We start from the raw sequence: 12041 nt of genomic DNA, 5'->3' as shown, positions 1-12041 counted from the left end.
CCGGCTCCGTCCTCGCCCCCGGTTGCCCCTCCGACGCGGCAACCGGGGTCCGTTCCGTCCCTGCCGTTGGCTGCACGTCGGTATCGACGCACAGGCTCGCCCCGGTAGCAGTGGACGCTCTCGCTCCGCCGCCCGTGCCGGCGCGCGCCGTCGTGCCCGCCTGGGTCGTGACGGCCCCGCGCCGTACGCCCGTGCGGAGCTCCAGCGCCCAGTTGACGTCCTCTTTGGTCGGGCGGTCGCGGCCCGCGAGGTCGGCGGCGGTCCAGGCGACGCGGAGGACCCGGTCGAGCCCACGGGCCGTCAAGAGGCCGCATTCCAGGTCGCGTTCGGCCTGGTTGAGCGCGCCGTGGTGTACGGGCCAGCGGGTCCGCAGTTCGTGCCCCGGCACCTCGCTGTTGGTCTGCCAGGGTGTGTCGGCGAAGCGGGCCGCTGCGCGTTCGCGGGCGGCGCGGACGCGTTCGGCGACGGTGGCGGTGGATTCGGCGCTGCGGCCGAGGGTGATCAGTTCGGCGCGGGCGACCGGCTCCACGGCGATCCGGAGATCGATGCGGTCCATCAACGGTCCCGAGAGCCGGGCGCGGTACCTACGGATCGAGGAAGGTCGGCATTCGCAGCCGCCGGCGGTGGTGCCGTGCCGCCCGCAGGGGCATGGGTTGGCCGCAAGGGCGAGCAGGAACCGCGCGGGCATCCGCATCATTCCGCCGGCGCGGGCCACCACGACATGGCCGGATTCGAGTGGTTGGCGAAGCGCGTCCAGGACCCGCGGGCTGCATTCGGCCGCTTCGTCGACGAACAGTACGCCGTGGTGGGCGAGGGATACCGCCCCTGGGCGAGGCAGGCCGGTCCCGCCGCCGACCAGGGAGGCCATGGTGGCGGAGTGATGCGGGGCGCAGTAGGGCGGGCGGTGGACCAGAGGCTGTCCGGGCGGAAGGGTGCCGGCGACCGAGTGGACGGCGGTGACCTCCAGGGATTCCTTGGGTGTCAGGGCTGGCAGTAGCCCCGGGAGCCGCTCGGCGAGCATGGTTTTGCCGGCGCCCGGTGGGCCCTTGAAGAAGATGTGGTGGCGCCCGGCGGCGGCCACTTCGAGGGCGCGTCGAGCGTTGTGCTGACCCGCGACGTCGGCGAGATCGGGGGTGTGTTCGCTGGACGGCAGGCCGGCGGTGACGCCGTTGCCGGGCATGACGAGCCCGGCGAGGAGCGGGTCGGGGCGGCCTTCGGCGAGGGGGTTGTCCTCTTCGGGGACCGGTTCGTCGGTGAGCACGGCGATGAGTTGCCGCAGGCTGCGGATGCCGAGGACGGCGACGCCGGGGACGAGCGAGGCTTCGGCGACGGTCTGTTCCGGCACGACGACCTGGCGGTAGCCGGCCTCGGCGGCGGCAAGCACGGCCGGCAGCACGCCGCGGACGGGGCGGACCCGGCCGTCGAGACCAAGCTCGCCGATCATCATGAGGTCGGTGAGCTCGCGGGGATCGAGTCGCTCGGCGGCGCCGAGGACCGCGCAGGCCACGGCGAGGTCGAAGCCGCTGCCGCTCTTGGGGACGGATGCCGGGCTGAGGCCGACGGTGAGCTTCTTCTGCGGCCACTCGGCCCCGGAGTTGACCACCGCGGCGCGGACCCGGTCCCTGGACTCGACCAGGGACTTGTCGGGCAGTCCGACCAGGGTGAACGCGGCCACGCCGGGCTCCAGATCGGCCTGGACCTCGACGACCACGCCCTCGACGCCGACCAGCGCCACGGAGCAGGTGCGGGCGAATCCCATCACGCCACCCCCCGTACGTGCTCGACCACGGGGGCACCGCGGGCGGGCAGGAGGACACCGACGACATCGATACGGACACCACCGGGCGGCGGGCCACCGTGCCGCTCCATCCAGCGCTCGGCGAGCAGCCGCAGCCGGGCGGTCTTCTCGGGCCGGACCGCCGCCATGGGGTGCTCGTACCAGCTCGCCCGGCGGGTCTTGACCTCGCAGACGACCAGTGCGTCACCGTCGGCGGCGACGATGTCGATCTCTCCGTCGCGGCAGCGCCAGTTGCGGTCGAGGATCCGCATCCCGGCTTCGAGCAGCCGCCGGACGGCCAGGTCCTCGCCGTAGCGACCGAGGGCATTGCGCGGCGTCATCGGGGCGGCCGGTTGCGCGGGCTTCTGCGCCGCTGCCGAAGGCGCCCCCACCGTGGGGGCTGTCGAGGCTTCAGGCAGGGCCCGCCCCGCGGGGCCCGTCGGGGAACGGCCATCGGGCCGTCCTCCGGGCTCGCGGGCTAACCCGTGGCCTCCATGGCCTCCGCTCCCCGACCGCCGAGAGGGGCTGCTGGGAGCGCTGTCCCCCTCTCCCGGTGCGCCCTCTTGGCGCCTGGGGTTGTCGACCTTTCCGTCGTTCCCGGCGTCTGCTGCGTCCACGGCCTGCTGGCCGGCGTGCATGGCGTTCATGCGGTACCACCTCCGGCACCGACTGTGACGCCTCCGCTCAGATCTATTGGATCTTGGTGGATAACCGCCCGGCTGTGGATATCTCCGTCACCCGCCGAGGCGGCGCGCGTAGCCACCCGGCCCCTCAGCCACCTACATCAGGCCACCCCGGGAGCCGCTTCTCAGCTTCCGGGAAGATCCAGATCGCTCTTGTTGAGCTCCTCGATGTTCACGTCCTTGAACGTGAGTACCCGCACCTGCTTGACGAACCGGGCCGGTCGATACATGTCCCAGACCCAGGCGTCGGCCATCGAGACCTCGAAGAACACCTCACCCTGAACGGAGTGCACCTGCATCTCGTAGTCGTTGGTGAGGTAGAAGCGACGCTCGGTCTCGATCACGTATTTGAACAGCCCGACGACGTCTCGGTACTCCCGGTAGAGCTTCAGCTCCATCTCGGTCTCGTACTTTTCGAGGTCCTCGGCGCTCATGGCAGATCCCCTTCAGCCGTGCGTCCCCCTATTGTGCGTCAGACCCTCTCGGTCTCCAGGAGCACCGGCGCACTCGGGGGCCCTTCGTCGAGCAGTGTGCGCAGCAGCTCGGCGAGTCTGGTCGGATACACCGTCTCATGCGACGCCGACAGTTCCTCCGCGGTCCACCACCTCAATCCGGAGACGCTGCGTCGTTCCAGGTCCGTGTGGCCCGCGGTGTCGGTGGTGGTCCGGTCGGTCCGTGCCAGGTAGTACCACTCGTCCTGTTCCCAGCGTCGCCCGTCGAAGGGGAAGGCGCAGCGGCGCTTCCACAGCAGCGGGCCGAGGGTGGCCCCGGTGATGCCGGTCTCCTCGGCGAGCTCGCGCAGGGCCGCCTCCGCGCGGGTCTCGGCGCCCTCCAGACCGCCGCCGGGGGTGAACCACCAGGTCTCGGACGGGCTGTCCGGTTCGAAGCCGTGCAGCAACAGGATCCGGTCGTTCGGATCGAGCAGTACGACGCGGGAGACCTGGCGCACCCCAGCGGACTCCGCGGCGACAACAACCTCAGTGGTCAGGGGCTCCGCATCCACCTCACCATCACCAGCCACCCGCTCCGCCCCCGGCTTCAACTCCTGCTCCCGCTCACCCACGTCCGCGCCCCTTCCGTCGCACGATCGGCCCGTATGCCGCTCCTCCAAGGATGAGCACAGCCCCGGCGACGACCGCCAGGACGATGGGCGAGAGCGGTCCCGGTTGCGAGGTGCCTCCCGGAAGGGCGGCGAAGCCCTCGGGGCGCTGGAGCATGCCTACGCTGCCGAGCGGCCAGGCGCGGGCGTCGACCCGGGCGGCGACGGCGCTGCGCGGCACGGAGCCGTGATCGCCGTCGGTGAGGTGGACGCGGGAGTCGAGGGAGTCGTTGCGATGATCGCCGAGGAGGAAGAGCTGGTCAGTGGGGACGGTGGCCCGGAATCCGACGGGCGAGGCGGGGCCGCTGCCCTGGAGATACGGTTCTTCGACGGGGGTCCCGTTGACCGTGAGTTGGCCCTTCTTGGTGCAGCAGGCGACCGTGTCGCCACCGATGCCGACGACCCGCTTGACCATCGGCACGTCGCTCCAGGTGCTGTCCTTGAAGACGACGACGTCACCGCGGCGTATCTCCGAGCCGTCGACCTTCTCGGCGAGGACCCGGGCGCCGGCGGCGATGGTGGGCGACATCGAGTCGGTGGGCACGGTGTACGGGCGGTAGATCAGCGCACCCCACACGAAGCCGCCCAGGAAGAGCACACAGCCAACGGCCACGGCCAGACCGGACAGGATGCTGCCCGTGGTCCGGCCGCGGCCGTCCGTCGATCGTTCCGTAGTGCCGCTCATCCCAGCGCTCCTGCCCCGCGGGGCGGGCCCGCGTCGAAGATCCGGGACGGCACCTTACCTGGGGTTACGCGCTGCGGTCAGCCTCCTGCGGCGCCAGATGACGAGCGGTACCGCGCCGGCGAGCCCCATGGCGGCCGGAGCCGCACCCATTGCCTTGTTGATCCCGGACTGGTCGAAGGTGTCCGGTACGGGGAGGGTTGCCCAGCGGTTGATCGGCCAGGCGATGGTGAAGGCGCGACCGACGACCTCGGACTCGGAGACCGTCCCGTTGCCGGGGAGGTTCTGGTGGTAGCGGGAGTCGAGGGAGTCGTCCCGGTGGTCACCCATGACCCAGATCCGCCCCTTGGGGACGTGGATCGGGCCGAACGGGCGGTCACCGCACGGGGTGGCGTTGGGGAAGATGTAGGAATCCTCCTTGAGGGCCTTGCCGTTGACCTTCACGGGGCCGGTGCCCTGGCACTCGACGGTGTCACCGCCGACCGCGATGACGCGCTTGATCAGGTCCTTCTCCTCGGCCGACGGCATCAGCCCGATGAAGCTGAGGACCTTCTGCACGGGGTTGGGCTGCGGGGTGGGGGTCTCGTTGAGCCAGCCGCCCGGGTCGTGGAAGACGACGACCTCGCCGCGCTGCGGCTTGGAGCCGAACCACGGCGTCAGCTTGTCGACCAGCACCCGGTCTCCGCGCTGGAGGGTGTCCTGCATCGAGTCGGACGGGATCGAGAACGCCTGCACCAGGAACGTCTTGATCAACAGTGCGAGGAGCAGGGCGATGCCGATGAGGATCGGCAGTTCCTTCCAGAAGGCACGCGGCTTCTTGCCTTTGGTCACGCTGCCGATCGCCTCCTCGTCGGCCGCTGTGTCCGACTGCTTCGATAGGTCGGTCCGCGGCTGGCCCGGCGCGGACCCGCCTGACTGGGCCTGTGGCTGATGTACGGAACTCGCCGCCTGCGACGTGGACTCACCGCGCCCCGCCGGCTCTTCGGGCTCTTCGGTTCCGGACCGCGCGCCGACCGCCAAGTCCCCCACATCCACTCCTCACTCCGCGCTGTCGCCCGCCCGTCAACCGGTGCAGGCCCACCACTCCCATAACGAGCGGGAGTTCCGCAGGGGTCGGGAGTACGGTCAAACTGTCGGGTGACACCCTATGCGCTGCACCCGCCGCCGACGCCCTCGCACCCGGCGCGTCGTGCACCGCAGCGAAGATGTCCCGCTCTTCGAGGAACCGCCAGTGGCCGAACGGCCAGGCGATGACCACCGCGCGGCCGACGACGTTGTCCTCGGAAACGGTGCCGTGGTACGGCTCGTCCAAGTGGTACCGCGAATCCGCGGAGTTGGAGCGGTGATCCCCCATCACGAAGATCCGCCCGGTGGGGACGTTCACGGTGAACTTCAGCTCGGAGGGCGGGTTTCCGGGGTGCACATAGGGCTCGGTGAGCGGGGTGCCGTTGACGGTGACCCGGCCCTGCTTGTCGCAGCAACGGACGGTGTCGCCGCCGACCGCGATCACACGCTTGATGAGGTCCTGCTCGTTGGCGGACGGCAGCAGTCCGATGAAGGTCATGACGTCCTTGATCGGGCCGGGGTTGCCGGTGGGCTGGTTCTGCTCGCCCTTGAGCCAGCCGCCGGGGTCCTTGAAGACGACGACGTCGCCGCGGTGCGGCTTGGCGCCGAACCACGGGGTGAGCTTGTCGACCAGCACCCGGTCGCCGATCTTGATCGTCTGCTCCATGGAGCCGGACGGGATCACGAACGCCTGCACCAGGAACGTCTTCAGGACCAGCGCGATGGCCAGCGCCACCCCGATGAGGATCGGGATTTCCTTGAGGTAGGAGCGGCGTCTGCGGCGCTTGATGCGCTTGGCCTGCCGGCGTCGCTCGGCCCGCCCGCCGGTCGCCCGACGGGATCCCGGTGCCGCGCCGGCGATCTCCCCCTCGCCACCGGGCGCCCCGTTGGCCTCCGGGCCCGGCGCGACGGTGCTGCGCTCCCCGTGGCGGGGACGTCCGTGGCTACCCATGGGGGCCTGCCGGGGCCGGTATACGGGCGAAGGCCCCAGGGGTGTCGAGGGCGCGCCAGCGGCTGAACGGCCAGGTGATCAGGGCGGCGCGGCCGATGACCTTGTCCACCGGTATCGTGCCGCCGCCCGGTTCGCCGAGGTGGTCACGGGAGTCGCTGGAGCGGGCCCGGTGGTCGCCCATGACCCACAGCCGGCCCGGGGGCACCACGATGTCGAAGGGGACGGCGGAGGGCGCGTCCCCGGGATGGAGATACCCCTCGGTCACCGGCTCACCGTTCACATTGATCCGCCCCCGTTTGTCGCAGCAGGTCACCCGGTCCCCGCCGACGCCGATGACGCGCTTGACGTAGTCGGTGTCGTCGGACCGGGCCAGGCCCAGCGCCGCGCCCGCCGTGCGCAGCAGTCCCGTGACGGGATTCTCCCCCTGCTCCCTGTGAACGAAAGATCCCGTGCCGTCGAAGACGACGACGTCGCCGCGGTGCGGGGTGGCGCCGAACCGGTACGCCAGCTTGTTGACCAGGACCCGGTCACCGACCCGGAGGGTGTTCTCCATGGAGGTGCTGGGGATCAGGAACGGCTGCGCGACGAAGGTGCTGAGCAGGAACAGGAACGCCAGGCACAGCGCGAAGAGGGTGATCGGCCGGTGCCGCAGCTCACCGATACGGGCCCGGAAACGCGCGGAGCGCGACCGCCGCTCCGACCCCTGGGCGGGGTCGGGAGTGGGGTCGCGCTCCGTGAGCTGTGCGTCGGTGTCCATGAGGCCCAGAGCCTATCCGGCCGGGCCCGGACGCCGGTCGCGAGCGTGGCCTCGCGGTGCACCGGAGCTGGTCGTCGCCGCTCCGGTGCGGCGGGCTCAGCGCTCGCGCTTCTCCTTGATCTTGGCGGCCTTGCCGCGCAGCTCGCGGAGGTAGTACAGCTTGGCGCGGCGAACGTCACCGCGGGTGACGACCTCGATCTTCTCGACGATCGGGGTGTGCACCGGGAAGGTGCGCTCGACGCCGACCGAGAAGCTGACCTTGCGGACCGTGAAGGTCTCGCGCACGCCGGCGCCCTGGCGGCGGATGACAACGCCCTTGAACTGCTGCACACGAGAGCGGTTGCCCTCGATGACGCGGACGTGGACGTTGACGGTGTCACCCGGGCGGAAGGCCGGGATGTCGCTGCGCAGCGCCGCGGAGTCGACGGAGTCGAGGAGGTTCATGACCCACTGCTTTCTTCGCCAATGCCACAGGTCATCAGCGGAATGATCGGAAAGGTTGGTTCGCTGCCGGTCACCGGGCGGACGTCGTTCCCCCTGTGGCAGGGGCGCACGCCGGGCGCGGACAGCAGCGGCTCATTCTTCCACGGCCTGGTTCGTCCGCCCAAATCGGCCGTCCTCGCGCTCGGCCCAGCCCAATATGGAGAGCATCTCCCGGTCCTTCTTGTCGAAGGCGGCGGGGTCGGCGCGCTCGATCAGATCGGGGCGGTTGAGGTCGGTACGGCGGAACGCCTCGTCCCGGCGCCACCGGGCGATCTTGCCGTGATGGCCGCTGACCAGCACCTCCGGAATGGCGCGACCGCGCCACTCCGGGGGCTTGGTGTAGACGGGGCCCTCCAGGAGGTCGGCCATCGCCCCGGGGGCGAAGGAGTCGTCCTGGTGGGAGGCGGCGTTGCCGAGGACGCCAGGCAGCAGCCGGGCCACCGCCTCGACCATGACCAGCACCGGCGCCTCGCCGCCGGCCAGGACGTAGTCGCCGATGGAGACCTCGCGGACGTCCAGGCGGTCGCCGTACTCCTCGATGACGCGGCGGTCGATGCCCTCGTAGCGGGCCGGAGTGAACACCAGCCAGGGCTTGGCGGAGAGTTCGACGGCGAGCTGCTGGGTGAACGGGACGCCGCTGGGCGTCGGGACGACCAGGACCGGCTCGCCCTCGCCGGACGCCAGGATGTCGTCGAGCGCCTCGCCCCAGGGTTCGGGCTTCATGACCATGCCGGGGCCGCCACCGTAGGGGGTGTCGTCGACGGTGTGGTGCTTGTCGTGCGTGTACTCCCGCAGGTCGTGGATGCGCACGTCGAGTTGTCCGCGGGCGCGGGCCTTGCCGACCAGCGAGACGTTCAGCGGTTCGAGGTACTCGGGGAAGATCGTGACGACGTCGAGCCGCATCAGCTGTCCTCGCGGTTGGAGGCGATCTCGGCCTGGGCGTCGTCGAGGAGTCCCGGCGGCGGGTCGATGATCGCGCGCTGCTCCTCCAGGTCGATCTCGGGCACGATCTCGGCGACGAACGGGATCATCACCTCGCTGCCGTCGGGCCGCGCCACGATCAGCAGGTCCTGGTAGGGCAGGTGGGACACCTCGGTGATCCGGCCGACGGCGGTGCCGTCCCGGGTGACGACATCGAGGTCGATCAGCTGGTGGTCGTAGAACTCCTCGGGATCCTCGGGGAGTTCCTCGGGGTCCACCTCGGCGATCAGCAAGGTGTTGCGCAGCGCCTCGGCGGCGGTGCGGTCCGCGACACCGTCGAAGCGCAGCAGCAGCCGGCCGCTGTGGACCCGGCCGGTGGCGATGGTCAGCGGCCCGGCGGACGACGGGTCGGTGGCCAGGACGGCGCCCGGGGCGAGCCGGAGCTCCGGCTCGTCGGTGCGCACCTCTACGGTGACCTCGCCCTTGATGCCGTGGGCGCGGCCGATCCGGGCGACTACCAGCTGCACTGTTCTCCCCTTTGCGGCTAAACCGCCGCCGCTTTCGCGGATGTGGTCGAGGAACGCGGGGGTTCCCCCATTGATGGTGACGGTGGTGGATCCGATGCGGGTGACCGTGGATCCCATGGCGCCGTGATTCCACGGTGGCATACGAGCACGGGCCGGGGACGACCCGAAGGCCCTCCCCGGCCCGAGCCGGTGTTCAACTTGATCAGCGAACTTGGTCAACGTCGACAAGGTCGACGCGGATGCCCCGGCCGCCGATCGCGCCCACGACGGTCCGCAGTGCACGGGCGGTGCGGCCGTTGCGGCCGATCACCTTGCCGAGGTCGTCGGGGTGGACCCGGACCTCCAGCACCCGCCCGCGGCGCAGGGTGCGCGAGGCTACCTGCACGTCGTCGGGGTTGTCGACGATGCCCTTGACGAGGTGCTCAAGGGCCTCCTCAAGCACGCTCAGTCCTCGGTGGACTCGGAGGTGGACTCGGCCGCGGCCTCGTCCGCCTTCTTGTCGGCCTTCTTCGCCTTCGGGGTGATGGCCTCACCCTTCGGCTCGTCACCGGAAGCCTTGGCGGCGGCCTCGAAGAGGGCGCTCTTGTCGGCCTTCGGCTCGGCAACCTTCATCGGCGCCGGGGCCGGCAGGCCCTTGAACTTCTGCCAGTCGCCGGTGACCTTGAGGATGGCCATCACGGGCTCGGTCGGCTGGGCGCCGACGCTCAGCCAGTACTGCGCACGCTCCGAGTCGACCTCGATGCGGGAGGGGTTCTGCACCGGGTGGTACAGGCCGATCTCCTCGATGGCACGACCGTCCCGGCGGGTGCGGGAGTCGGCGACGACGATGCGGTAGTGAGGCGAACGGATCTTGCCCAGACGCTTCAGCTTGATCTTGACTGCCACTGGAGTGGGGTCTCCTGGTCTTGACGTGGTGGGGCACAACGAGATGCCACGTGGGGTTGCGGTACTCGGGGCCCCGATGGACGCGTCAGTCGGAGGAGAGAGGGGTCCTATGCGACTGTCGAGTACAGCTGGCAATTGTGCCACACGCCCGGAGGTCAGCCGACCGCGGCCACCTCGGGGATGCGGAAGGGCTTACCGCAGCCACCGCAGACGATCGGCGCCTGGGCCAACACGGACGGAACGACCCGGACATTGCGCCCGCAGTCGCAGACAGCCTTGACGCGGACGCCGCCCCCGGAGGAGCCGTGCCGGGCGGCCGGCCCGCGGAAGCTGCGGGCGGTGTCGGTGGCGGTGGCGGCGCTGTGGGCCTTGAGGGCTCTGGCGAGCCGCTCGATGGTGGGGCGATAGCGGCGTCTGGCCTCGGGGTTGAGCGTGACCAGCGAGAAGCCGCTGCTGGGATGCGGCTCGTCGGTGTGGTCCAGCCCCAACTCCTCGGCGATCGCCAGGAACCTGCGGTTGTGATAGCGGCCTGCCCGGGAGGTGTCGCGGATGCCGCGGGCGGCGGCGATGCCGTGGACTGCCTCGTGGAGCAGCCGTTCAAAGGAGAGCTCGGCGCCACAGGCGGACGAGGACTCTCCGATCAGGGATTCGGGCGCGGCCAGGTCCGGCAGCTCGGGGTGGTGCCGTTGAATGTCGGCCCAGGCGAGCGCCAGCTCGGCGGCGAGAACAGGCGGTGTCGTGCTCACGTCGTGACAACGAGCCGGAGTCGTCCGGTGTTCCGATTCCGGGGCATCCCAAATAATTTGCACGTACCGGTCAGTTTCTGGGCAGGAGGCGTGGCCCGTGCGCGGTACGCCGATCTGCACAGAAGGCGCCCTGCGGGTGGCAAGCCGGTACGTAGGGCGCGTACCCTCGCGTACTCCACATGGCGTACGCCGATCGCACCTCGGGACCGGAGCCCGCACCGATGTTACCGACGGTACGAAATGCCGTGGGAGCCGGTCCGTCTCCTCCACGGTAGGGCCGCGGTATCCGTCGCCCCGAGGCGGGTCCGGCGGGCGGGGCCGGCGCGCGAACGGCGCTGCCGTGGCGGGACCGCGGGCCTCGGGGCACCCTGGAACGGCGCTCCGGGAGTGCACGGCCCGGCGCACGCAGGGGCGCGCGGGAGCCAATCCCCGGCGCACCCCCTGGACGCCCGGTCGGTTGCGCAGTTGTCTGGTTCGCAGGGGGCGCAACGCTCGGAAACACGGGGGCGGACGGTACTGATCAGCTTCGGGTTCTCGGCGAATAGGGGCGCTATCGATGTCACCCACGCTCGTGCGGCACCAGCTTGCGAACACCGGGTACCTCCCCAGCACCGGCCCGGCCGCGCCGGCCGGCACCCGCGCCCGCGCCCGTGACTGGGCGGAGATCCAGGAACGGATGCTGGTCCCCCTGTACGAGGCCGCGTACGACCGGCTGGGCATCGGGCCCGGCACCCGGCTGCTGGGGCTGGGCTGCGGTTCCGGGCTGGCCCTGCTGCTCGCGGCGGCGCGCGGGGCGCAGGTCAGCGGCGTCGACGCGGACGAGTGCCGGCTGGAGCTCGCGCGCGAGCGGCTCACGCCGGACGGAATGCCGGAGGTCACCCGGCTGGTCAGCGGCGGGCTGGCGGACGCCGCGCCGACGGACGCGGCGTTCACCGTGATCACGGCGTTCCATCCGGTGGGCTGCGGCGGGGCGCAGGAGGTGGCCGGGGCGCTGACCGCGGCGGCGGCGATGGCCGAGCGCGGCAGCGCGGTGGTGCTGGGCGGCTGGGGCCCGGTGGAGCGGTGCGCGGCGGCCGGGGTGCTGGGTGTGGCGCGGCGGCTGACCGAACCCGCGGCGGGCCTGGGCGCCGGCTGGCGGCCGGCCGGGCGGGACGACCTGGAGGAACTGGCGGGCCGGGCGGGGCTGCGGCCCGACGGATCGGGCCGGGTGGCCTGCCCGTTCGGGTACGCGGACATGACGAGCGCGGTGCGCGGGATGCTGTCGACCGGGCTGTTCGACGCGGCGCTGGAGGCGGCCGGGCCGCGTCAGGTGGAGAAGGAGCTGACCGAAGCGCTCCAGTCGTACCAGCGGGCGGACGGGACGGTCTGGATGGCGAACGTCTTCCGGTATCTGATCGCGCGCACCCGTTAGACGGGACCCAGGAGCGCAACGACGAGCCCCCGACCGCCGAGAGGTGGCCGGGG

Annotated in this window: 14 protein-coding genes and 1 pseudogene; 1 reads left to right on the top strand and 14 read right to left on the bottom strand. The window is 71.2% G+C overall.

The annotated features are described in order from the left end of the window. Positions 1-154 precede the first annotated feature (154 nt). The 14 genes and pseudogenes from ACFVFQ_RS18165 to ACFVFQ_RS18100 all read right to left on the bottom strand — a co-directional run. Positions 155-1759: pseudogene (locus ACFVFQ_RS18165) on the bottom strand (YifB family Mg chelatase-like AAA ATPase); the annotation flags it as partial. After that, positions 1759-2118: a YraN family protein gene (locus ACFVFQ_RS18160; RefSeq protein WP_383416541.1), complete on the bottom strand. Its 360-nt coding sequence runs from the start codon at positions 2116-2118 to the stop codon at positions 1759-1761. The gene ACFVFQ_RS18160 and the pseudogene ACFVFQ_RS18165, both read right to left, overlap by 1 nt. A gap of 467 nt (positions 2119-2585) precedes the next feature. Beyond that, positions 2586-2894 (bottom strand): DUF2469 domain-containing protein, encoded by a 309-nt coding sequence (locus tag ACFVFQ_RS18155; RefSeq protein ID WP_003980220.1) that lies wholly within the window; start codon positions 2892-2894, stop codon positions 2586-2588. A 38-nt stretch (positions 2895-2932) separates the two neighbouring features. Next, on the bottom strand, positions 2933-3448 hold the full coding sequence (locus ACFVFQ_RS18150) for an NUDIX hydrolase (protein ID WP_383416839.1): 516 nt from the start codon (positions 3446-3448) through the stop codon (positions 2933-2935). 67 nt (positions 3449-3515) lie between these two features. Next, positions 3516-4244 (bottom strand): signal peptidase I, encoded by a 729-nt coding sequence (gene lepB / locus ACFVFQ_RS18145; RefSeq protein ID WP_383416537.1) that lies wholly within the window; start codon positions 4242-4244, stop codon positions 3516-3518. 54 nt (positions 4245-4298) lie between these two features. Continuing rightward, a complete protein-coding gene (gene lepB, locus ACFVFQ_RS18140; protein WP_383416836.1) occupies positions 4299-5081 on the bottom strand; it encodes a signal peptidase I in 783 nt (260 codons plus the stop codon). A 121-nt stretch (positions 5082-5202) separates the two neighbouring features. Continuing rightward, complete coding sequence (gene lepB / locus ACFVFQ_RS18135) at positions 5203-6258, bottom strand: signal peptidase I (protein ID WP_383416534.1); 1056 nt, start codon at positions 6256-6258, stop codon at positions 5203-5205. Next, a complete protein-coding gene (lepB, locus tag ACFVFQ_RS18130) occupies positions 6251-7015 on the bottom strand; it encodes a signal peptidase I (RefSeq protein WP_383416531.1) in 765 nt (254 codons plus the stop codon). The genes lepB (ACFVFQ_RS18135) and lepB (ACFVFQ_RS18130) overlap by 8 nt, the downstream gene beginning before the upstream one ends. 96 nt (positions 7016-7111) lie before the next feature. Further along, a complete protein-coding gene (gene rplS / locus ACFVFQ_RS18125) occupies positions 7112-7459 on the bottom strand; it encodes a 50S ribosomal protein L19 (RefSeq protein WP_274913000.1) in 348 nt (115 codons plus the stop codon). 132 nt (positions 7460-7591) lie between these two features. After that, positions 7592-8401 (bottom strand): tRNA (guanosine(37)-N1)-methyltransferase TrmD, encoded by an 810-nt coding sequence (gene trmD, locus ACFVFQ_RS18120; RefSeq protein WP_383416527.1) that lies wholly within the window; start codon positions 8399-8401, stop codon positions 7592-7594. Further along, a complete protein-coding gene (gene rimM / locus ACFVFQ_RS18115; protein ID WP_383416524.1) occupies positions 8401-8946 on the bottom strand; it encodes a ribosome maturation factor RimM in 546 nt (181 codons plus the stop codon). Before rimM ends, trmD begins: the two co-directional genes overlap by 1 nt. 202 nt (positions 8947-9148) lie before the next feature. Further along, entirely contained in the window at positions 9149-9388 is a 240-nt protein-coding gene (locus ACFVFQ_RS18110) for an RNA-binding protein (RefSeq protein WP_003980229.1), read from the bottom strand. Positions 9389-9390: 2 nt separating this feature from the next. Then, a complete protein-coding gene (gene rpsP / locus ACFVFQ_RS18105; protein ID WP_274913004.1) occupies positions 9391-9831 on the bottom strand; it encodes a 30S ribosomal protein S16 in 441 nt (146 codons plus the stop codon). A gap of 155 nt (positions 9832-9986) precedes the next feature. Next, the gene (locus tag ACFVFQ_RS18100) at positions 9987-10577 is read right to left on the bottom strand and encodes a hypothetical protein (protein WP_274913006.1); all 591 of its coding nucleotides are present in this window, start codon (positions 10575-10577) and stop codon (positions 9987-9989) included. 556 nt (positions 10578-11133) lie between these two features. Here ACFVFQ_RS18100 and ACFVFQ_RS18095 point away from each other — a divergent pair. Continuing rightward, positions 11134-11988, top strand: a complete 855-nt coding sequence (locus ACFVFQ_RS18095; protein WP_383416520.1) for a methyltransferase domain-containing protein — start codon at positions 11134-11136, stop codon at positions 11986-11988. Positions 11989-12041: the final 53 nt, after the last annotated feature.

Source organism: Streptomyces sp. NPDC057743 (genome assembly GCF_042798755.1).
Classification (GTDB): domain Bacteria; phylum Actinomycetota; class Actinomycetes; order Streptomycetales; family Streptomycetaceae; genus Streptomyces.
This window is presented reverse-complemented; position numbering and strand designations above follow the sequence as displayed.

What these genes read in the sequence shown, in the direction of transcription:
- ACFVFQ_RS18160 (WP_383416541.1), bottom strand. Translation starts at nt 2,118, where the DNA reads ATGACGCCGCGCAATGCCCTCGGTCGCTACGGCGAGGACCTGGCCGTC.
- ACFVFQ_RS18155 (WP_003980220.1), bottom strand. Translation starts at nt 2,894, where the DNA reads ATGAGCGCCGAGGACCTCGAAAAGTACGAGACCGAGATGGAGCTGAAG.
- lepB (WP_383416537.1), bottom strand. Translation starts at nt 4,244, where the DNA reads ATGAGCGGCACTACGGAACGATCGACGGACGGCCGCGGCCGGACCACG.
- lepB (WP_383416534.1), bottom strand. Translation starts at nt 6,258, where the DNA reads ATGGGTAGCCACGGACGTCCCCGCCACGGGGAGCGCAGCACCGTCGCG.
- lepB (WP_383416531.1), bottom strand. Translation starts at nt 7,015, where the DNA reads ATGGACACCGACGCACAGCTCACGGAGCGCGACCCCACTCCCGACCCC.
- rplS (WP_274913000.1), bottom strand. Translation starts at nt 7,459, where the DNA reads ATGAACCTCCTCGACTCCGTCGACTCCGCGGCGCTGCGCAGCGACATC.
- trmD (WP_383416527.1), bottom strand. Translation starts at nt 8,401, where the DNA reads ATGCGGCTCGACGTCGTCACGATCTTCCCCGAGTACCTCGAACCGCTG.
- ACFVFQ_RS18095 (WP_383416520.1), top strand. Translation starts at nt 11,134, where the DNA reads ATGTCACCCACGCTCGTGCGGCACCAGCTTGCGAACACCGGGTACCTC.